The 17,422-nt window shown below is 61.6% G+C and carries 29 protein-coding genes and 6 tRNA genes; all 35 read left to right on the top strand.

Annotation, left to right across the window (positions count from 1 at the left end; translation table 11 throughout):
- The first annotated feature begins 11 nt into the window (after positions 1-11).
- The 35 genes from ACQR07_RS32130 (at position 12) to ACQR07_RS31960 (ending at position 17,410) form a co-directional block, all read left to right on the top strand.
- Entirely contained in the window at positions 12-323 is a 312-nt protein-coding gene (locus ACQR07_RS32130; RefSeq protein ID WP_434906061.1) for a hypothetical protein, read from the top strand.
- Complete coding sequence (locus ACQR07_RS32125; RefSeq protein WP_434906060.1) at positions 323-520, top strand: hypothetical protein; 198 nt, start codon at positions 323-325, stop codon at positions 518-520. Before ACQR07_RS32130 ends, ACQR07_RS32125 begins: the two co-directional genes overlap by 1 nt.
- A complete protein-coding gene (locus ACQR07_RS32120) occupies positions 505-666 on the top strand; it encodes a hypothetical protein (protein ID WP_434906059.1) in 162 nt (53 codons plus the stop codon). Before ACQR07_RS32125 ends, ACQR07_RS32120 begins: the two co-directional genes overlap by 16 nt.
- Entirely contained in the window at positions 666-980 is a 315-nt protein-coding gene (locus ACQR07_RS32115) for a hypothetical protein (protein ID WP_434906058.1), read from the top strand. The genes ACQR07_RS32120 and ACQR07_RS32115 overlap by 1 nt, the downstream gene beginning before the upstream one ends.
- Positions 977-1,402 (top strand): hypothetical protein, encoded by a 426-nt coding sequence (locus ACQR07_RS32110; RefSeq protein ID WP_434906057.1) that lies wholly within the window; start codon positions 977-979, stop codon positions 1,400-1,402. Before ACQR07_RS32115 ends, ACQR07_RS32110 begins: the two co-directional genes overlap by 4 nt.
- Positions 1,392-1,646 carry a hypothetical protein gene (locus ACQR07_RS32105; RefSeq protein WP_434906056.1) on the top strand — a complete coding sequence of 85 codons (255 nt, stop codon included), beginning with the start codon at positions 1,392-1,394 and terminating at the stop codon, positions 1,644-1,646. Before ACQR07_RS32110 ends, ACQR07_RS32105 begins: the two co-directional genes overlap by 11 nt.
- Positions 1,637-1,700, top strand: a tRNA-OTHER gene (locus ACQR07_RS32100). Before ACQR07_RS32105 ends, ACQR07_RS32100 begins: the two co-directional genes overlap by 10 nt.
- A gap of 20 nt (positions 1,701-1,720) precedes the next feature.
- Positions 1,721-1,906, top strand: coding sequence for a hypothetical protein (locus tag ACQR07_RS32095; protein ID WP_434906055.1), 186 nt, complete (start codon positions 1,721-1,723; stop codon positions 1,904-1,906).
- 5 nt (positions 1,907-1,911) lie between these two features.
- Positions 1,912-1,986: transfer RNA gene (locus tag ACQR07_RS32090), tRNA-Gly, on the top strand.
- 17 nt (positions 1,987-2,003) lie between these two features.
- A complete protein-coding gene (locus ACQR07_RS32085; protein WP_434906054.1) occupies positions 2,004-2,249 on the top strand; it encodes a hypothetical protein in 246 nt (81 codons plus the stop codon).
- A 135-nt stretch (positions 2,250-2,384) separates the two neighbouring features.
- Positions 2,385-2,552, top strand: coding sequence for a hypothetical protein (locus ACQR07_RS32080; RefSeq protein WP_434906053.1), 168 nt, complete (start codon positions 2,385-2,387; stop codon positions 2,550-2,552).
- A 142-nt stretch (positions 2,553-2,694) separates the two neighbouring features.
- Positions 2,695-3,168, top strand: coding sequence for a hypothetical protein (locus tag ACQR07_RS32075; RefSeq protein WP_434906052.1), 474 nt, complete (start codon positions 2,695-2,697; stop codon positions 3,166-3,168).
- Entirely contained in the window at positions 3,165-3,521 is a 357-nt protein-coding gene (locus ACQR07_RS32070; protein ID WP_434906051.1) for a hypothetical protein, read from the top strand. Before ACQR07_RS32075 ends, ACQR07_RS32070 begins: the two co-directional genes overlap by 4 nt.
- Before the next feature lie 2 nt (positions 3,522-3,523).
- Positions 3,524-3,787, top strand: a complete 264-nt coding sequence (locus ACQR07_RS32065; RefSeq protein WP_434906050.1) for a hypothetical protein — start codon at positions 3,524-3,526, stop codon at positions 3,785-3,787.
- Between the two features lie 325 nt (positions 3,788-4,112).
- Positions 4,113-4,328 carry a hypothetical protein gene (locus tag ACQR07_RS32060; protein WP_434906049.1) on the top strand — a complete coding sequence of 72 codons (216 nt, stop codon included), beginning with the start codon at positions 4,113-4,115 and terminating at the stop codon, positions 4,326-4,328.
- Positions 4,329-4,351: 23 nt separating this feature from the next.
- Positions 4,352-4,585 carry a hypothetical protein gene (locus ACQR07_RS32055; RefSeq protein ID WP_434906048.1) on the top strand — a complete coding sequence of 78 codons (234 nt, stop codon included), beginning with the start codon at positions 4,352-4,354 and terminating at the stop codon, positions 4,583-4,585.
- Between the two features lie 517 nt (positions 4,586-5,102).
- Positions 5,103-5,633 carry a hypothetical protein gene (locus tag ACQR07_RS32050; RefSeq protein WP_434906047.1) on the top strand — a complete coding sequence of 177 codons (531 nt, stop codon included), beginning with the start codon at positions 5,103-5,105 and terminating at the stop codon, positions 5,631-5,633.
- 68 nt (positions 5,634-5,701) lie between these two features.
- Positions 5,702-5,776, top strand: a tRNA-Phe gene (locus ACQR07_RS32045).
- Positions 5,777-5,851: transfer RNA gene (locus ACQR07_RS32040), tRNA-Val, on the top strand.
- Positions 5,852-5,865: 14 nt separating this feature from the next.
- Positions 5,866-6,060 carry a hypothetical protein gene (locus ACQR07_RS32035; protein ID WP_434906046.1) on the top strand — a complete coding sequence of 65 codons (195 nt, stop codon included), beginning with the start codon at positions 5,866-5,868 and terminating at the stop codon, positions 6,058-6,060.
- A tRNA-OTHER gene (locus ACQR07_RS32030) sits at positions 6,041-6,114 on the top strand. Before ACQR07_RS32035 ends, ACQR07_RS32030 begins: the two co-directional genes overlap by 20 nt.
- Positions 6,115-6,129: 15 nt before the next feature.
- Positions 6,130-8,499, top strand: coding sequence for a tail fiber domain-containing protein (locus tag ACQR07_RS32025; protein ID WP_434906045.1), 2,370 nt, complete (start codon positions 6,130-6,132; stop codon positions 8,497-8,499).
- Between the two features lie 5 nt (positions 8,500-8,504).
- Complete coding sequence (locus ACQR07_RS32020) at positions 8,505-8,915, top strand: hypothetical protein (protein ID WP_434906044.1); 411 nt, start codon at positions 8,505-8,507, stop codon at positions 8,913-8,915.
- A complete protein-coding gene (locus ACQR07_RS32015) occupies positions 8,912-9,241 on the top strand; it encodes a thioredoxin family protein (protein ID WP_434906043.1) in 330 nt (109 codons plus the stop codon). Before ACQR07_RS32020 ends, ACQR07_RS32015 begins: the two co-directional genes overlap by 4 nt.
- Before the next feature lie 23 nt (positions 9,242-9,264).
- On the top strand, positions 9,265-9,459 hold the full coding sequence (locus tag ACQR07_RS32010) for a hypothetical protein (protein ID WP_434906042.1): 195 nt from the start codon (positions 9,265-9,267) through the stop codon (positions 9,457-9,459).
- 15 nt (positions 9,460-9,474) lie between these two features.
- Positions 9,475-10,014: a hypothetical protein gene (locus tag ACQR07_RS32005; RefSeq protein WP_434906041.1), complete on the top strand. Its 540-nt coding sequence runs from the start codon at positions 9,475-9,477 to the stop codon at positions 10,012-10,014.
- Positions 10,015-10,266: 252 nt separating this feature from the next.
- Positions 10,267-10,488 (top strand): hypothetical protein, encoded by a 222-nt coding sequence (locus ACQR07_RS32000; protein WP_434906040.1) that lies wholly within the window; start codon positions 10,267-10,269, stop codon positions 10,486-10,488.
- 12 nt (positions 10,489-10,500) lie between these two features.
- On the top strand, positions 10,501-11,967 hold the full coding sequence (gene terL, locus ACQR07_RS31995) for a phage terminase large subunit (RefSeq protein WP_434906039.1): 1,467 nt from the start codon (positions 10,501-10,503) through the stop codon (positions 11,965-11,967).
- A gap of 20 nt (positions 11,968-11,987) precedes the next feature.
- Entirely contained in the window at positions 11,988-13,598 is a 1,611-nt protein-coding gene (locus tag ACQR07_RS31990; RefSeq protein ID WP_434906038.1) for a DUF4055 domain-containing protein, read from the top strand.
- A gap of 237 nt (positions 13,599-13,835) precedes the next feature.
- On the top strand, positions 13,836-14,099 hold the full coding sequence (locus tag ACQR07_RS31985) for a hypothetical protein (RefSeq protein WP_434906037.1): 264 nt from the start codon (positions 13,836-13,838) through the stop codon (positions 14,097-14,099).
- Between the two features lie 99 nt (positions 14,100-14,198).
- Entirely contained in the window at positions 14,199-14,480 is a 282-nt protein-coding gene (locus ACQR07_RS31980) for a hypothetical protein (protein WP_316200911.1), read from the top strand.
- Between the two features lie 371 nt (positions 14,481-14,851).
- Positions 14,852-14,927 (top strand) — tRNA-Asn (locus tag ACQR07_RS31975).
- Between the two features lie 166 nt (positions 14,928-15,093).
- Positions 15,094-15,984, top strand: a complete 891-nt coding sequence (locus ACQR07_RS31970) for a hypothetical protein (RefSeq protein WP_434906036.1) — start codon at positions 15,094-15,096, stop codon at positions 15,982-15,984.
- Between the two features lie 103 nt (positions 15,985-16,087).
- Complete coding sequence (locus ACQR07_RS31965) at positions 16,088-17,068, top strand: major capsid protein (protein WP_434906035.1); 981 nt, start codon at positions 16,088-16,090, stop codon at positions 17,066-17,068.
- Between the two features lie 84 nt (positions 17,069-17,152).
- Positions 17,153-17,410 carry a hypothetical protein gene (locus tag ACQR07_RS31960; RefSeq protein WP_434906034.1) on the top strand — a complete coding sequence of 86 codons (258 nt, stop codon included), beginning with the start codon at positions 17,153-17,155 and terminating at the stop codon, positions 17,408-17,410.
- Positions 17,411-17,422: the final 12 nt, after the last annotated feature.

Below are 17,422 nucleotides of genomic sequence, written 5' to 3'. Positions count from 1 at the left end.
AGGCAGACCTCATGGGCGTGAGTGCTGAACTGACCGCGAAGGCGCAACTCGCTTTCGACGACGAGCTGAAGCTGTGGACACGCCACGGCACCTGGCGGCGTGGCATGACCCAGCTCCGCCGTGATGAGACCCGCGCCACGATGGCGCCGATCGGTCCGGCTGACTTCCCTGTCGATGCTGTCATCGAGCATCACGAGATCTCGGACGAGCTGGTTCATGACTTCCTGTTCGTTCAGGCCATGACGAAGGCGCTCGAAGCCGTCCAGAACGACCTCGTGCAGGCCGCAGTCAACGCGGTGGCCTTAGCAGAGGAAGCAGCGTGATGGAGCAGCTTTACGCTGCAGCCCACGCCGCATCGCGGCTCTACGCGCAGAGTTGGCCCCAGGAGCACATCGCCATGTGCCGCCGACAGCTCAAGCGCTCGCTTGGGCCGCGGTTGCGGAGGTTTTACCAGGACGAGATCGAACGCAATATCGACCTGATCCTGATGGAGGGGAGGCTCGCATGCGGACATTCGTGATCGGTCTGATCGGCGCGTGCATCGGCGCCGGCCTGGCGCTCCTCATCAACGTGCCGGCCGATACCTGCCATGCCCGCGTCTCGTCCGCGCACCTCTCGGTCTGCCTCGATAGCAAGGTCGACAAAGCGAAGGCACTGTTCCGCTGATGCCGAAGGGTCAATACCAAATCCCGTTCGACAAGTACGGCAACCAGCAGCACTGGGCTAACAGCTGGATGACGGATCTCGAATGGCGCGACAACGCGCCGTTCGTGGCGACGCTGACCTATGTCGGCTACAGCCGCGGCCGGTCCGCTGCTTACTTCGACTTCAAGGATCACAACGGCAAGCTGGTCGTCGTCTTCCTGAAGGACTTCGAGGAAATGATCCCGCACCTCGTCAAGGGCTCGGTGTCGGGCTCGTTCAAATTCATCAAGCGCGGTCAGAACTACGGCTGCCAGCTCATCGAGTCAGGCCTATGACCACGATCGCCTACCGAAACGGCATGCTGGCCGCCGACACCCGGATGATCCAGGGAACCGCCATCATTGGCAACGTCGTCAAGATCGTGCGCCGGGAGGACGGGTTGCTGGCCGGAGGCGCGGGCGACTGCGCCTGGGTCCAGGCCTTCCATCGCTGGTTCCTCGGCCATGAGGAAGGCGATCCGCCGGAGCTGGACGATAACTGCAAGGGCATCATCGTCCGTCCGGACAAGACCGTGGAGATGTTCGAGCCGATGGGCACCATCGAGTTCAAGCCCCCATTCGTCGCCATGGGCTCCGGCAAGGAGTTCGCGCTCGGTGCGATGTGGATGGGCGCGACAGCCGAGCAGGCCGTTCGGGCAGCTATGGAGCTGGACCCAGGCACTGGCGGCAATATCACGGTGCTCACTCATGGCGAGTAGCGACTCGATATCGACCTCGCCGCTGGCGATGCAGGCCCACAACGTCATCAAGCACCTCGACGAGGTCGTAGGCACCGTCGAGGCGCAGTCGTGGATGCTCCGCAGCAACGAGCTGCTCGGCGGCATCACGCCTGTGAGTGCCATCAAGGAGCGTCGGGTAGACGACGTCCTCAAGGCCATGCGCGCCGTCGCCATGGAAAAGGGGCTCTTCGAGGAGCCCTTCCTGCCACCTTCGCCGAAGTAGTTCAGTGGGAGAACGCCCGCATGGGATGCGCTGGTTCGAGCCCAGTCTTCGGCAACCTGACAAATGAGGGACACGTGCGGATCAATCCGAAGCTGCTCTACTGGTATTTCGCCTGCATGCTCGTGGCTTGCAGCGCATGGATCACGCATGTCGTGACCACGATCATGGATGGCCGGACCGTGTTGCTGATCGCTGGCGCGATCGCATGGCCGGTCGGCGTGATCCACGGATGGGGCATCTGGCTCGGCTTCTGGCCGTAGAACCCGCTGGGGTAGCTCAACGGCAGAGCGTCTGCCTTCCAAGCAGATGGTTGCGGGTTCGAGTCCCGCCCCTCGCTCCAATTCAAGGATCTGTCCCATGAGCAACGCCATCGTCGCGGTGACTATCGCCGTTGCGGAGCAATACATCTCGGCCTTCGGCCTCGATACCAGGCACTGGCGCGTGTTTCGGCACAGCGACAATCCGGCGGGCCGCAGGTTCGATCGCCTTGTGATCATCCGACCTCACTGGCGCGTCACTTCGGAACAGATCACCGCGTTCGAGGACACCATTCAGAGCTGGTTCAGCCGCGTCGATAGCGCAGGCCACATCACGGTCATCTGACCATATCCACCGACAAGCTCGCCGGCACCGCGATCGCGGTGCTGCTGACCCTTTCCGCCGTCATGAACCTGGCTGCCGTCATCAGGGCGGAGCAGGCTACCGACAAGATCAAAACCTGTTCTGCATCGAGGCCCAATGATCCTCATCGAGACCATCATCATCGCGCTGGCGATCTACTTCGGCATGGATGCCATCGGCGACGGTTTGCACAACGTGGCGGTCGGCATCGAACAGGCGGCAATCCGCCTCGCCGAGGCGCTCGAAGAGCCCTTCGCCGAACTCGACGAAGAGGACGAAGACTAATGCCGTTCCCGCTGTCGATCTTCCTCTTCAGCTACGCGACGTGGCAGGCGTCGATCGAGCGCGCTTTCACCTTCAACCCGATTGAGATGGCCGCGAAGCCAAAGATCTGAGCGCTCGCTGGGGCGAGCCGGAGACACCCGACATGAAAGCCCTGGTTCGCCTGGCTCTGGCCGGGCTGCTGGCGCTCGGCTCGCTGCCGGCGCACGCCGACCCCTACACCATCTTCGATGATGGCGGCGGCATCATCGTCAAGTACGTCCGCAAGTACACGGACATGCGCGACAACCACATGAAGCTGCAGGTGGCCGGCGAGTGCGCCTCCGCCTGCACGCTGTTCCTCGGCATCCTGCCGGTCACGCAGTATTGCGTGATGCCGACCGCACGGCTCGGGTTCCACACAGCGAGCACTCGTACCGAACGCAAGGGCAAGGTCACCCACGAATACGACCCCGAGTTCTCGTACCTGATGTTCTCACTCTATCCCGTCTACGTCCGCCAGGTCATCAAGGGTCTCGGCTGGGACGGCGACAAGGATGTGGCTCATCCCGACCTGGTCTGGGTCGAGGGCAATGACCTCGACAAGATCGCACCGGTCTGCCCGAAGGACGGATCATGACCCGGCGCCGAAAGATGCCGGACCGCACACAGCTGCCGTCTGTCATCAAGATCGGCATCTACGAATACGAGCTTATCCACTGGGATCCCGCAGAGGCCGACGCCGAGGAGAACCTCGGCCGGTGTGATCGCTTCAACTTCGACATTCGTGTGCGCTCCGACATTCCCGACTCGTCGTTCGCCGAGGTGCTTGAACACGAGATCCACCACGCCTGCTGGCATGCAGCAGCGCTCAAGTCGAAAGCCAACGAGGAAACAGTCGTCAACCGACTGACCCCGATCATCATGATGGCACGCCGCGACAATCCAGAGATCTACGCCTGGATCGACCGCGCGATTGCCCAGAAAGACTGACCATGCGCAACGCAATGGTTGCCGACACCAAGAAGCATGCCGAGGTGATGATCACCTGGATGCGACTTGATCCCAAGGACTGGGAGCCCGTCACCTACGGACAGAAGATCGCCAAGCTGTATTCGAACTCCCTGTTGGTCTATCCGGCCCGCGGCGTTTCGGACGAGCACTATGGCTGGGTTCTTGAGCAGCTCATTCCGAGCACCAGCATGGCGATCGACGCGCTGCCGCAGCACTGGCGGCTCCCGCAGCAGAGTATCGCCTGATGGCCACGAAGAAGAAAAAGAAGAAGAAGGTCTCCAGGGCCAGGATCGTCACCGATCTGCGCCTGGAGCGCAAAGCGCGGTCGCGTCGCAAGGCCGCCGGCTGACGAACACGAATGACCGGAGCTGTTGTGTAAACAGGGAGCTGTGCCTAGAGCGCAGACCGTCTGACCCAGCCCGGCCGCACGGCTGCGGGGTTTCTCTACTTTACCCGCCCCGTGCTGCTCCGAGAACAAATCAGCCGGCGCCCACCGGCTGCAAAACCCCGGAGCAACCATTTTGCGAATTGGAGCGGTCCACGTCGGCCTTTTCGGAGCACGGAGAAACAATGCTGACTGTCAAGCAGAGAACATCGAGCGGATGTGAAAACATCATCGAGACGAGGAGCGTCTCGTACCAGCCGTCGTCGGTTATCGACGGCGTTCGCGCTCGAACCGTCTACATCCGGAGTGAAGACGGTGCCATGGTCCCGAATCGGGACGGTGTGTTCTATGTCATGAACGAGGCCGGCAACACCATCGCCAAGTATGACCTTGGCAGTTAACGCTAACCAACGAAGAAACGACAATGAACAAGCTTCGAGAGCACTGGGCTCGCGTGCGGTTTCGTTGGCACGCTTTCCTCGCCGCTTTCACCTGCGCCACGCCGGTTTTGCTGCAGCAGCTCCAGGTCATCGACCTGAAGCCGCTCCTGACCAGGTACATGAGCGCGGAGCTTGCGGCGGTGGTGATCGGCCTCCTGCCGTTCTACATCGCGCTGCTGCAGCCCATGATCCACTTCGAGGATCGCAAGGACAAGTGAGCACCGCTGGCACGGCTCGGGTCGCCCCCGCTGCGTGCCGGCAGACCCTGAGCGCTCAGGGACATCGGGCGGAAATCCCGAGACTACAACTTGCGGACCGGCGGGGACTTACGCACAGCCAATCAGCGCAGAGGTCCATGGTATGGCGCTGACGACCGTTTGAGACGAGTAACGCCTGAGGGTGCGTCGAGGTCGAAAGGATCGCAACTACCGCAAGATGCAAGCCCCAGCGAGCGACGATGCGAAATGCATCCAGCACAGGAACTGTGCCGTGGCGTTGCTGACCCACAAGCCCCTAAAGACGATAGGAGTCGGGTCGCTCTTGGGCGTGAATTTCTCGGTGCCCGCCGACTGTCACCTGAAGACATAGGGGTGGCGGGTTAAATGAGGCCATGCGTCAAGCCGAGCGCTGGCGTCGCGCCAGAGCAGCGCAGGATAGTAGTCAGGGAGTGGAGGGCCTGCGCCCTGTGGAAGCTCCAGCAGTTTTACACCAGAAACACCACGGAGAAGAGCGCTCATGGCGCGATATGCAATTATTGACACCAGCACCGGAACTGTCATCAACGTCGTCGAATACGATTCTGATCCTGGTAATCCTCCGCCGGGCTTCCCGGATGGCATCATTGCGGTGCAGTCAGATCAGGCCAGCCCTGGCTGGCATTGGGATGGCACCCAGTTCACAGCTCCGCCACCGCCGCCTCCTGCTCAGTGGCAGCTATTTGGCTATGCCAATTCGATGTATGGCACCAAGTCCAGCTATATCGTGACGATCGGCGACGCACAGGTTGCCGTTCCTGCGACGACCGACGTCCTGACGGTGATTAATGGTCTGATTCTTCGCCTGCAGCAGCCAAATCCGCCGACTTCGATCTACCTTCAAGTCGGCCTGTTCAACGTGATTGAGGTCTCTACAGAGGTCTTTGCTCAGCTGTCGGTCGAAATCTACGATCTGGCTCAGGCTGCAGCTGCAAAGCTGAAGGTCGCTTTCGAAGGCATATCGGCCGGAACGATCACGACCTACGAGGAGATCGACAGCATCTTCGCATAGAACAGAACAAGCGAGGCGCAGGATACACCTAACGTGGGCCTGCGCCCGCTAAGGCTTTGCCCATTTTCGTCAGGATAGCTCAGACGGAAGAGCTTCCGGTTGAAACCCGGAGCGCGGTGGTTCGATCCCATCTCCTGACACCAGCTTGGGTAGCTCAGTAGTAGGGCAGCGGGGTCACAATCCGCTTGTCGCAAGTTCGATCCTTGCCCCCGGCACCAAGCACGGTATCGCCATGACCTGCGTCGCAGCACTCGCCAACACCGACGGTTCGATCAGCGCTGAACGGGATCCGGAGACCGGCGTCGTTCGTCTGACCGTGCGCGGCAAATCAGAGACGTCAATCAACCTAACTGCTGCCGAGTGGCACGATTTCATCTGGCAGGCCTCACCACACAACAAGCGATCGTATCAGGGTCCTCCGGCGTAGGCAGCCGGTCTCCAAAACTGCGCTGAGAGAGTTCGAGTCTCTCCCCTGGTGCCAACAAACAGAAGAACAATGAGCACGTTGCGTTATCGGGTACTGGCACCCAGTGGCATCTACATTGGCACGGACTTCTACCCAGCGAACTCCATTGTCAAGCTGACGGCGAAGGGCGCGAAGTACTTCCTCCTCAACTGGCAGATCGCTATCGCATCTGAGCAAGCGCCGAACGGTCCGCCATCAGGGCCGAATGAGGATGACGTCTCTATCGACATCCTCATCAACAACCAGATCAGGACCGTCTCGCTCACCCAGCTCAGGGACATGTTCCCGAGCATCAAGGGCCCCCCCGGTCCAGCAGGCCAACCTGGTCCCAAGGGCGATAAGGGCGAGCCTGGCCGTGGCTTTTCGCTGAAGGGCGAAGTCGGTGCCTACGAGGATTTGCCGACCAATGCACCAGACGGTGATGCCTATGTCGTTTCTGCGACGGGCACAGGATGGGTTTGGAGCCAGGGTATCTGGATCGGCATTGGGCCTTTCCGCGGTCCTCAAGGGTTAAAAGGTGACATCGGTCCGAAAGGCCCCAAGGGCGACAAAGGCGATAACGGCGACAAAGGAGATGAAGGCGCCATCGGTCCTCAGGGGCCGAAGGGCGACAAAGGCTCCGCCGGAGATCAGGGGCCCCAAGGCGTCCAGGGCATCAGGGGTCCGAAGGGCGATACCGGCGACCAAGGCCCGCAGGGCATCCAGGGACCAAAGGGCGACAAGGGTGATGTCGGCCCGCAAGGTCCGAAGGGTGATCAGGGACTTCCTGGTCTCGGCGACATGCTGTCAGTCAACAATCTGTCGGATGTCGCGAATGCTTCGACGGCGCTCCACAATCTCGGCGGCGCCCCGCTAAATTCGCCGGAATTCGCCGGAACTCCAACCGCGCCGACACCGGCCACCGGGGATAGCAGCGCCAAGATCGCCACCACGGCTTACGTGAGCGACAATCTGGCGAGCTACGTGTCTTCCACCGCGCTGACGACCACGTTGGCCGCGTACGTCACCTCGTCGGCGTTAACTTCGACCCTGGGAGCTTATGCGCCGCTTGCGTCTCCAGCCTTTGCGGGCACTCCGACAGCGCCGACGCCGGCACCCGGCGACAACTCGGCCAAGATCGCGACGACCGCCTATGTTGACGCGAAGATTGGCACCGCGACGCCTCTCGCGCCCAGTGGCTCAGGAACCGTCGGCTCGAGTGCGAGGTGGGCACACGAGGATCACGTCCACCCTGTCGATACGACGCGGGCTCCGCTGAACTCACCAGCCTTCACGGGCACCCCGACTGCTCCGACGCCCGCCGCAAGCGACAACAGCACGGCGATTGCCACGACGGCCTACGTCACCAACGCGGTGGCGCCACTCATCGGCTCTGTGAACTATCAGGGTACCTGGAACGCCTCTACGAACACGCCGGCTCTTGCCTCTGGCACCGGCAGGAAGGGCACCCTCTACAAGGTCTCTGTCGCCGGGACGACTGCGATCGACGGCATCTCGCAGTGGAACCAGGGCGACTGCATCGTCTTCAACGGTACCACCTGGGACAAGATCGACGGCCTTGCGACGGAAGTGACCAGCGTTGCCGGTCGCGTCGGTGCGGTGACGCTGTCCTACAGCGACATCTCCGGCCTCGGTGGCGCGGCGACAAGGAACGTCGGCGCTGGCTCGGGCACTGTCGCTGCCGGCGACGACTCTCGCTTCACCAATGGTGCCTTCACGACGCTGACTGTCAGCGGCAATGGCGTCTGGCACGGCGGGAACTTCAACCCGGCGAACTATGTGCCGCTCAACGGCTCAGTCCAGTTGACGGGATCGCTGACCGGCGCTTCGGTCAGCCTGGCCATGTCGCAAGACGGCGGCGCAACGAGGGGGAGCTTCGTTTGTCGCGCTCCCAGCAGCGGCGACAGCAACCTCGCCGGAATGACCTTCTGGAACGATTCGTATGCGCTGAAGCTCGGTATCCGAGCTGACGGATATTTTGGATTCGGTGGCTGGTCTCGTGCACCGTGGTCCTTCTATTCGGACCCGTCAGGCAACGTTACTGCAGGCGGCAACATCACCGCCTATTCGGATCCTGCCCTGAAGGACGATATTGTCAGGATCGCAGATGCACTCGACATCATCGGGCGGCTCGACGGCGTGCGCTTCACCTGGAACGGGAAGACGAAGCTCATCGGAAGATCGGGCGAACGTGACATTGGGGTCTTGGCCGACCAGGTCGAGGCTGTCCTGCCCGAACTCGTCAATCTCTCGATTCCAGACGACGGCAACGACGGAAAACGTTGGCGCACTGTCGCCTACGACAAGCTCGTTCCCGTGCTCATCGAAGGTATCAAGGCGCAGCAAACGGAGATCGAGGCTCTGTTGAGCTGGGCGCGCTCGAACGGCTTTAACGGATAACGATCATGTGGGCTTTACTCTCTCTCATCCCAGGTCTGGCTAACGGCCTCCTGACTTGGCTCAACAAGAAGACCGACGCTGACTTAGAAAAATACAAGGCGGCGGTCGGCGCTGACACGACGATCGGCGTCGATGACATTAGATCGAGGATCGAAATCGCCAGGATGGTGAACCAGCAGCGGTCCGAAGACCGTGAACACTGGTTTACGGCCTGGATGGTGCCGGCGGCGTTCGGCGTCTTCCTATCGCACGCCGCGGCTGTTGTCTTCGACTCCATGCCGCTACTCGGCCACGAAATCGGCAGCTGGCATGTCGCGTCGCTGCCCGGCATGTACGCCAGCATGCAGAACAACATCATCCTGACCGTCTGCGGTATCGGCGGCGTGTCGGCCTTCAAGAAGATCTTCAGTCGATGAAATCCATCACGGACACCACCACACTCGAAACAATCTACGGGGCTAAGCGTCCCATCGTCGTCAAGTTCGAGGCTCGCTGGTGCAACGCCTGCAAGGCTATGAAGCCGCTGCTGGATGATATCGAGAAGCAGCTCTACGGCAAGGTGGACTTCTACGTCGCGGACGTCGAGCAGTGCATGAATGCAGCTCAGCTCTACCGCGTGAACCAGATCCCAGCTCTCCTAGCGATCGACAAGGGCGTCGTGACTGCAACACGCATCGGCGCCGGCTCCAAGGCTGAGATTTTGCAATGGATCAAGACGGCGATTCCCGGGGCCAAGGGATAGGCTCCACGGTCGACTTCGATTCCATGTCGATCGTCTACGACGGCGGTTTCGCCGTTCCGATCATCGCCATGTTCGATCGCTTCGACGACGAAACCGACGATCACAATGAGGCAGAATACATCCTGGTCGAATGGCCGGGTGAAGGCCTGGTGACTGCGATTTCGATCGAAGACATCATGTGCGATGGCGGAGCGCTGGTCGAAGACAGGACTCACTGAACAAGAAGAAGAACAATGACCGACCTGCCCAAGCGTCGCCGCGGCCGGCCGACGAAAGAGGAGGCGGCTGCTCGCGAAGCCGCAGCCAAAGCCGCCGCCGAGAAGGAAGCCAAGGAGACGGAGTTTCTCGATGAACTTCTCGCTCGCCCGATCGGTCGTCGCAAGACGAAGCTTCAACCTGATGAGGACACGCTACGTGCTCTGGCAGAGATTGCTCGCCTTTTCGGTACACAAGACGAGGCAGCCGCAATCCTCGGCGTAAGCCCTCGCACCCTGACCAACTTCTTCAACGTCTACCCCGAGGCGCGCGAGGTTTGGGATGATGGGCTGCAGCACGCCAAGGTGTCCCTGAGACGCAAACAGATGGCACTTGCCGATAAGAACGCACCAGCGTCGATCTTCCTCGGCAAGAACTACCTCGGGCAGAAGGACGAGAACCACACCAACCTTAATGTCCGCAAGGAGGCCTCCGAGATGTCGGAGGAGGAGCTGCTCGAACTTGCGAGCCGGGCCAAGAAGCCGAAGCCGGAGGAGAAACCCGAGAGCGTTCACTGATGGGGAGCCGGCGTCCACTCGACGAGAGTGTGCGCCGGCAACACATCGCCGCGCTCATGCGCCAGCCATCGATCGTGGTGGCCGCAGCGCGCGACAAGCCGGAGCTCGTTCGGGCAGTGCCGGCACCAATACCAGAGCCGGTCGCCGCTGTTGCGTCGGCATGACCGGAGCCGGAGCCATCGTGGACGCTCCGGCCATCATTTCAGAACCGGCGCCCATCGGCCGGAGTTAAAACTCGAGAAAAGCAAGAAGATGTCTGCGATTAGCACACTGCACCAGAAGGTGAACATCGAGGACGCCCGTCTCATCACCGTGTCGGACCTTGTCCAGGACACCGATGGAAACTGGCTCCGTACTATCCGCTTCTACGGCGACCCGATCACCAACGGTGCTCCTACCGTGATGTTCGAAGTCCAGTCGCGCTCCGCCAGAAAAGACGATCTCACGATCCAGGCGCCGGGCTTCAAGTTCTAAAAGGCTACCATCGTGAATTTGGTCACCGATGTCTCCCCCGAGGAGGCAGCGGCCGAGATCCTGCGTCGTAGGAGGGGCCGCGAGCACCTCATAGATTTCACCACCTACACGCTCCCGAAATACTACGCCGATCCGTTCCACTACAAGGTCGCAGAAGCCCTTGAGCGTGTCGAACGCGGCGAGTGCAAGCGGCTGATGATCTTCGCGCCGCCGCGGCACGGAAAGTCGGAGCTATCGACCAGGCGCTTCCCAGCCTGGTTCATGGCCCGGAATCCGTCGAAGAACGTCATCTCGGCATCCTACAACGGCGACTTCGCCACCGGCTTCGGCCGAAACGTCCGAGATATCATCAAGGGCAAGGAGTTCGAGCGCCTTTTCCCGCACATCAAGATCAGGCCCGACATCCGCGCTGCCGACGAATGGCAGCTCACGGACGAGTCCGGCGGCGGTCAGTATTACGCGGTCGGCGTCGGCACCGGCACCACCGGTAAGGGCGCCCATCTCTTCCTGATCGACGACCCGATCAAGGATCGCAAAGAGGTCAAGTCGGCCACATTCCGCGACGACCAGTGGGATTGGTACCGCGACGTCGTCTACACCCGTCTCGAAGAAGACGCGCCGATCATTCTGACGCTGACGCGCTGGCATTACGATGACATCGCCGGCCGCATCATCGATGCGATGGAGGATGGCAAGGGCCTCCCCTGGGAGATCCTGTACCTTCCGGCGCTGCCATGGGTGAAGAAGACGCCTGATGGTCAGCTGATCCTCAACGAGGATGGCACAGTTCCTGGCGACGCGCTCGGCCGTAAGCCGAATGAGCCTCTCGCTCCGCATCGCTTCTCCTACGCAGCTTTGCAGGATCGTCTCGACGTTCTCGGCGAGCGCTCGTTCTCTGCTCTGTACCAGCAGCAGCCGATGTCCGACGACGGCGGCATGTTCCGCGGTGACTGGTTCGCTCCGGTCGCCTTCGCTGAGCTGCCTGCGCGCCGGGCCAAGGTTCGCGCCTGGGATTTGGCGGCATCTGCTGACGGCGACTACACGGTCGGCGTCCTGATGTCGAAGGACTCCAACGGCCGCTTCTACACCGAGCACGTCATCCGCTTCCGTGGATCGCCGCTCGAAGTCGAGAAGAAGATCCTGGAGACCGCCAAGAACGACGGACGCTCCGTCCAGATCTTTCTCCCGCAAGACCCAGGCCAGGCCGGCAAGAGCCAGGTCCAGGGCTTCATTCGCCGGCTCGCCGGCTACATCGTTAAGACTGCCCGCCCCACAGGATCGAAGGAAGTCCGCGCTGCCGCATTCGCTGCGCAGGCGGAAGCCGGCAACGTCAAGATCGTTCCAGGAGCCTGGAACACAGTCTTCACGGACGAGCTGGAGACCTTCCCGCTCGGCACCTACGACGACCAGGTCGACGCTGCTGCTGACGCATTCAACTCGCTCCTCGGTCCCAAGAAGGCGGCGGTCCTTGACTGGTAACGTCAGGACATCCTACCACCATGGCAGCCGCCACCCAACAGATCAAGTATACGCCGTCTCCGAAGGACGGTAACCCTGGACTGCTGTCGTCCGCCGCGACGACGATGCAGCAGCGCACGAGGATGCTCCGCGCCGTCTACGGCGGCACCGAGACCATGCGTGCCCAGGGCGCAACCTTCCTGCCGCAATACGAGAAGGAATCCGACACCCGCTATGCGGCGCGTCTGGCCTCCACGTTCGCTCTCAACAAGCTGCGAGAGGCGGTGGATGCTGCATCTGCCAAGCCCTTCCGCACCCTGCTGAAGGTGATCAACAGCGATCCGAATCTGGATCTGTGGGTTCAGGACATCGACCTGATCGGCACGCACCTACACGTCTTCGCCCACCAGTTCTTCAACAACGCGATGCTGGACGGCATGTGCCACATCCTGGTGGACCATCCGGACACCTACAACATGAAGAGCCTGGCGGACCAGAAGGCCTCTGGCGCCCGACCATTCATGAAGATGTACAAGGTCGACGACGTGGCCGCGGCCTACGATGCGTATGTCGGCGGCGACACCAAGACGGTCCACGTCCGCATCCGCGGCCAGCGCGCCGATCGCGACGGCTTCAAGGAAGTGCTCTACAACCAGATGCGGGTCATCGAGATCGACCCGACGTCTAACGGCAAAGGCATCGTCCAGCTCTGGGAGCAGCTCGCCACCTCCGGCGGATCGAACTGGACCTTCGTCGAAGAGACCCCGCTCACCAACATGACGGAGGTGCCGTTCGTCACCCTGTTTGCCGGCGAGAAGGAGGCCGACTACCAGGTCCGGCCGGTCTTCATTGACCTCGCTTACAAGCAGATCGAGCACTGGATCTCCAGCTCGGATCAGCGGTCGATCCTGTCGGCAGCTCGCTTCCCGATGCTGGCCTGTTCCGGTGTCCAGATCGACCCGGAAGACGAGGCGCAGTTCGCCATCGGCCCCTACAAGGTGCTCTACGCGCCCGAGGCCAACGGCCGCTGGTATTACGTCGAGCCCCGCGGCACCGCGATCGACTCCGGTATGAAGGACCTGGAGAAGCTCGAGATGCAGATGGACATGATGGCGTTGAACCCGGTCACGGGCACTCACCGTCAGTACGTCCCGCAGAACGAGCGTGACATCCAGGAAACCCGGGTCCACTCGGTCGTCCACGACATGGCGATCAACTGCCAGGACACGCTGGAGCGCGCCATCCGCATGATGGGCAACTGGACCGGCTCGGACTACTCCAACGTCAACGTGGTCCTCAACACCGAGTTCTCGAACACGGCCGATCGCCTGGCCGAGGTTGCCCAGCTGGTCACCCTGTGGTCTCAGCGCGGTCTGTCGCGCGAAGTGCTGCTGCAGGAGATCAGGGATCGCAACCTGCTCGGCGACGAGTTCGACCTCAAGGCGGAACTCGCGCTCTGGCAAGCGGTCGACGAGAACATTCAGGCTGCCGGCGAGAACATGCTGCCGGGTAAGTGGACCCAGGCAGATCCGGCGAAGGCAGGCACCGCTGCGCCGGCTGGAGGCAGCTCCTCGACGCCGCCGGCTGGCAACCAAACCCAGCCGAAGCCGAACTTCCCGGCCGGCTCAACGCGCCCAACGCCTCAGTTCTGATTGACTTGCATTCGTGCAACCTGTAGGCAAATTGGTCCATGATCGAGCGGCTGTCGTTCAAATGCGAAGGCTACGTGTGCGAGCCCTGCACCCAGAGGCAGGGTACGCTCGTGCGCGAGCTGGTGCGGATGATCCCTCGCTCGGTCGTGGCCTTCGGCAAGCTGGTCGGTGACGAATACTGGTGCTGCCCGATCTGCTTCGAGCCGAAGTTCACGGTCAAGGGGAGGAAGCCGGTCAATGGAGTCAGTCAAGCTGAAGTGGTGGGAAAAGCTCCTGGGGCTGCCCGAGGAAGGCGTTCTGCCGCCAAATCCGGCCCCCGTCTCGTTGCCACCTAAGGTTCCGCAGCCGAATCCTGAGCAGCTTGCCCTGGAGCGACTGGTTCGCGAGCAGGAGAAGACCAACTTCTGGCTCATGATGCAGCCCGTCCTGATGCACCCGTTCAAGGCGGTGATGGGGATTTTCATCCTCTACATCATCATCCACGTCTGGATTTACGGCTGAGTTTCCAAGATTTGCATTTACGTTTGCAGTTTTTGCATTCCCTATTGACAAAAGGCGTATATTGTGGTTCAACACTGTTGAAATGCAGATAGTGTGCAAATGAACCTGTTTCACCGCAAGATCTTGGTCCAAGCGTTCAAATTGCCTCTCTGGGGGCAGGCTGCCGAGGAGGTCGCGCCGCAATGGCTCGTCCGCCGTCTGCAGAGTGGTGAGCTGAAGGTCAACTCCCTCGGGGGTCTGACCATGTCGTCGGCGTGGGGCGTGCAATCCTGTGCCGCTGGGGACGTCATCCTCCTGACCGAGGATGACACCATCCAGTTCGCCAAACCGGAGGAGTTCGACAAACTCGAACCCGTCACCGAGCTGCAGATCGCAGCATAATCCGACGCTCTCTCCAGAGGGCATACAGAAGCCGCTCAGGACCTCCCTGGGCGGCTTTCTGCATCGGTCACTCACTCACCTTGCCCGCCCGGTCAACGCCTGGCGGGCATTTTTTTGGCCCGGCGGGCCACCTCTTTCGGTTCCGCGCTCCCTTGAATGGTCGAGCGCGGCTTCAGCGGTCTCAACTCGCATCCCGCACAAGACGAGCAGAGATACCCAAGAGCGTGCCGCACGCCCGCGCCGCCGCTGAAAAATTCGCGAGGAGTAGGCAGAAGGCGCGCAAACGCCGAGGTAGCTGATGCTGCTGGAGGGCTCACCCCAGCTGTTGCCGTGAGCGCTTTTGCGAGTGCTCCGGCAACGACAAATTCCGTTGGCATGTAGCTCAGACGGTAGAGCGCCTCGCTGTTAACGAGGAAGTCGCAGGTTCGAGACCTGCCGTGCCAGCCACCCAGTTCGCCAGCAATGACCCACCGAGCGCCGGGACGGCCTCGGAACGATCGCTGCTGGCATCTCCGATTCCCCGGTTCCTCGGGGATATCACCGGCCCTCAGGCGGGATGCTTGAGCGGCCTTTTATCACGAGGGGCGGGATGCCCCGCATTTCCGGGATGGATATGCTCAAAGCAGTAGTCACCGATCTCAACTCCGTCGAGGAGGCCCATCGTCCGTTTTACGTCGAGAAGAACGGGAAGTTCTTCCTGAACGTCACGCCGGCCGAGGGTTTCGAACTCGACGACGTCAAGGGGCTGAAGACGGCTCTCGGAGCGGAGCGCAACAACGTTGCGGTCCTCAAAGAGCAGCTGAAGCCCTACGAAGGTCTGGATGCCGCATCGGCTCGCACCGCGATCGAGCGCGTCGCCGCCTTCGGAGACATCACCCCTGACGCAGCCAGGACGGCTGTTGAAACCGCTGCACGACTGTCGCAGCTCGATCCCGCGAAAGAGGCGGAGAAGATCGCAGGCGAGAAGTTGGAGACCCTCAAAGGCCAGCTCCAGGCGCAATGGACTGCGCGTGAGACCGAGCTGAACCTGGCGGTCAAGAACGCCAACGCCACGGTCGAGAGCCTCACGGGGCAGCTCCAGACGATCATGGCCGACAGCCAGGTCAAGTCTGAAGTCGCAAAAGCAAACCCACTGGACGACGCGCGGGATGCCGTCGAACTGCTGGTGTCCAAGTTCGTCAAGACGTCCATGAAGGACGGCAAGGTCGTCGTCGAGGTGCTCGACACCAACGGCAACCCCCGCATCAAGGACGTCAACGGCACCCCCTTCACCGTCGCCGATCTCGTCGCAGAGATCCGCGAGAGCCGCGCATCACTCTTCAAGCCGGATGAGAAGCGCGGACTGGGAACCAAGCCCGGCAATGAAGGCGGCGCTCCGGCGGCCGGTGGGGTCGTGAACCCCTGGGCCAAGGAGACCCGCAACATCACCCAGCAGATGGTGCTGGAGAACACCAAACCCGAATTGGCCAAGCAGCTGAAGGCAGCGGCCGGCGTGAAGGACTAACACCTTCCTGCCCATCCGAGACTGCAGGCGCCCGGATTATGTCCGGGCGTTTGCTTGAATGCAAACCAGCAGCGAGGCCAGTCACCAACCTCAAGAGTGAGAAATGACTGAGACTCGTCTCGCGGACATGATCGTCCCGACCAAGTTCAACAACTACGTGCAGGTGCTGTCGACGCAGAAGTCGGCCCTGTTCCAGTCGGGCATCATCACCGACTTGACCAGCGTGATCGACAGCGAGATCAGCGGCAAGACGGTCAACATGCCGTTCTTCAACGATCTCGACGCCAGCGACTCCGAGCAGGTGCTCGATGACAACAGCGATCTGACCGTCAGCAAGGTCTCCACCGGCCAGGACGTAGCGGTGAAGCTGCTGCGCGGCAAGGCGTTCGGTGCGTCCGACCTGTCGGCGGACCTCTCCGGCGCCGACCCGATCGACCTGATCGCGAACCGTTTCGCCGACTGGTGGAACAAGCGCATGCAGACCGCCCTGCTCGCGACCCTCGCGGGTGCGATGGGCTCGGCCGGCATGGAAGCCAACGTCAACGACATCTCCGGCCTGACCGGCGGTGCCGAGAACTTCGACGCCGACTCGTTCATCGACGCCGCGTTCTTGCTCGGTGACGAGCAGGGCGGCCTGAACGCCGTCGCCGTCCACTCGCTGACCCTGAAGGCGATGGTCAAGGCCGACCTCATCGAGTTCATGCCGGACTCCGAGGGCAAGCTGACGATCCCGACCTACATGGGAAAGACCGTCATCGTCGACGACAGCATGCCGGTGTCGGGCAGCGGCGCGAACCGCGTGTTCACCACCTACATCTTTGGCCCCGGCGCGATCGGCTACGGCGAGAAGTCGCCGAAGACCCCGGTCGAGGTCGAGCGCCAGGCTCTGAAGGGCATGGGCCAGGAGTACATCGTGCAGCGCCGCCAGTGGGTCATGCATCCGCGCGGCATCAAGTGGCTCGGTGGCACTCAGGCCGGCGTTACCCCGGCGAACTCCGAGCTGGCGAACGTCGGCAACTGGCAGCGCGTGTACGATCCGAAGATCATCCGGATCGTGGCGTTCAAGCACAAGCTGGGCTCCTAATCGTCTGACCTCAGACGCAAGGATCTGAAATCGACCCTCCTCGGTGAAAGCCGGGGAGGGCTTTTTCGTTATTTGGAGACATCCATGATGGGAACGACTGGCTTCCGAGCCCGTGAGGCGGCTGCGAACATTCGTCTGCGCAAGCAGCGGATCGTGTCGCCCGAGGTGCGCGCCGCGCGCTTCGCTAACCTCCACGGCAATTCGCCGGCCGAAGACGCCGCAGCTGAGGCTGCTGCAAAGGCCGCTGCCGAAGCCGCCGCCAAGGAAGCCGCAGAGAAGGAAGCCGCCGACAAGGCTGCTGCCGATGCCGCTGCTGCAACGAGCAAAACCAAGAAGAAGTAACCTGACAGGGGT

Source organism: Bradyrhizobium sp. HKCCYLS20291 (genome assembly GCF_051167715.1).
Taxonomy (GTDB): domain Bacteria; phylum Pseudomonadota; class Alphaproteobacteria; order Rhizobiales; family Xanthobacteraceae; genus Bradyrhizobium.
Note: the sequence above shows the minus strand (reverse complement) of the source record. Positions and strands in the feature narration are given on the sequence as shown.

Coding starts and splice junctions, on each gene's coding strand:
- ACQR07_RS32130 (WP_434906061.1), top strand. CDS start 12: ATGGGCGTGAGTGCTGAACTGACCGCGAAGGCGCAACTCGCTTTCGAC.
- ACQR07_RS32125 (WP_434906060.1), top strand. CDS start 323: ATGGAGCAGCTTTACGCTGCAGCCCACGCCGCATCGCGGCTCTACGCG.
- ACQR07_RS32120 (WP_434906059.1), top strand. CDS start 505: ATGCGGACATTCGTGATCGGTCTGATCGGCGCGTGCATCGGCGCCGGC.
- ACQR07_RS32115 (WP_434906058.1), top strand. CDS start 666: ATGCCGAAGGGTCAATACCAAATCCCGTTCGACAAGTACGGCAACCAG.
- ACQR07_RS32110 (WP_434906057.1), top strand. CDS start 977: ATGACCACGATCGCCTACCGAAACGGCATGCTGGCCGCCGACACCCGG.
- ACQR07_RS32105 (WP_434906056.1), top strand. CDS start 1,392: ATGGCGAGTAGCGACTCGATATCGACCTCGCCGCTGGCGATGCAGGCC.
- ACQR07_RS32085 (WP_434906054.1), top strand. CDS start 2,004: ATGAGCAACGCCATCGTCGCGGTGACTATCGCCGTTGCGGAGCAATAC.
- ACQR07_RS32080 (WP_434906053.1), top strand. CDS start 2,385: ATGATCCTCATCGAGACCATCATCATCGCGCTGGCGATCTACTTCGGC.
- ACQR07_RS32075 (WP_434906052.1), top strand. CDS start 2,695: ATGAAAGCCCTGGTTCGCCTGGCTCTGGCCGGGCTGCTGGCGCTCGGC.
- ACQR07_RS32070 (WP_434906051.1), top strand. CDS start 3,165: ATGACCCGGCGCCGAAAGATGCCGGACCGCACACAGCTGCCGTCTGTC.
- ACQR07_RS32065 (WP_434906050.1), top strand. CDS start 3,524: ATGCGCAACGCAATGGTTGCCGACACCAAGAAGCATGCCGAGGTGATG.
- ACQR07_RS32060 (WP_434906049.1), top strand. CDS start 4,113: ATGCTGACTGTCAAGCAGAGAACATCGAGCGGATGTGAAAACATCATC.
- ACQR07_RS32055 (WP_434906048.1), top strand. CDS start 4,352: ATGAACAAGCTTCGAGAGCACTGGGCTCGCGTGCGGTTTCGTTGGCAC.
- ACQR07_RS32050 (WP_434906047.1), top strand. CDS start 5,103: ATGGCGCGATATGCAATTATTGACACCAGCACCGGAACTGTCATCAAC.
- ACQR07_RS32035 (WP_434906046.1), top strand. CDS start 5,866: ATGACCTGCGTCGCAGCACTCGCCAACACCGACGGTTCGATCAGCGCT.
- ACQR07_RS32025 (WP_434906045.1), top strand. CDS start 6,130: ATGAGCACGTTGCGTTATCGGGTACTGGCACCCAGTGGCATCTACATT.
- ACQR07_RS32020 (WP_434906044.1), top strand. CDS start 8,505: ATGTGGGCTTTACTCTCTCTCATCCCAGGTCTGGCTAACGGCCTCCTG.
- ACQR07_RS32015 (WP_434906043.1), top strand. CDS start 8,912: ATGAAATCCATCACGGACACCACCACACTCGAAACAATCTACGGGGCT.
- ACQR07_RS32010 (WP_434906042.1), top strand. CDS start 9,265: ATGTCGATCGTCTACGACGGCGGTTTCGCCGTTCCGATCATCGCCATG.
- ACQR07_RS32005 (WP_434906041.1), top strand. CDS start 9,475: ATGACCGACCTGCCCAAGCGTCGCCGCGGCCGGCCGACGAAAGAGGAG.
- ACQR07_RS32000 (WP_434906040.1), top strand. CDS start 10,267: ATGTCTGCGATTAGCACACTGCACCAGAAGGTGAACATCGAGGACGCC.
- ACQR07_RS31990 (WP_434906038.1), top strand. CDS start 11,988: ATGGCAGCCGCCACCCAACAGATCAAGTATACGCCGTCTCCGAAGGAC.
- ACQR07_RS31985 (WP_434906037.1), top strand. CDS start 13,836: ATGGAGTCAGTCAAGCTGAAGTGGTGGGAAAAGCTCCTGGGGCTGCCC.
- ACQR07_RS31980 (WP_316200911.1), top strand. CDS start 14,199: ATGAACCTGTTTCACCGCAAGATCTTGGTCCAAGCGTTCAAATTGCCT.
- ACQR07_RS31970 (WP_434906036.1), top strand. CDS start 15,094: ATGCTCAAAGCAGTAGTCACCGATCTCAACTCCGTCGAGGAGGCCCAT.
- ACQR07_RS31965 (WP_434906035.1), top strand. CDS start 16,088: ATGACTGAGACTCGTCTCGCGGACATGATCGTCCCGACCAAGTTCAAC.
- ACQR07_RS31960 (WP_434906034.1), top strand. CDS start 17,153: ATGATGGGAACGACTGGCTTCCGAGCCCGTGAGGCGGCTGCGAACATT.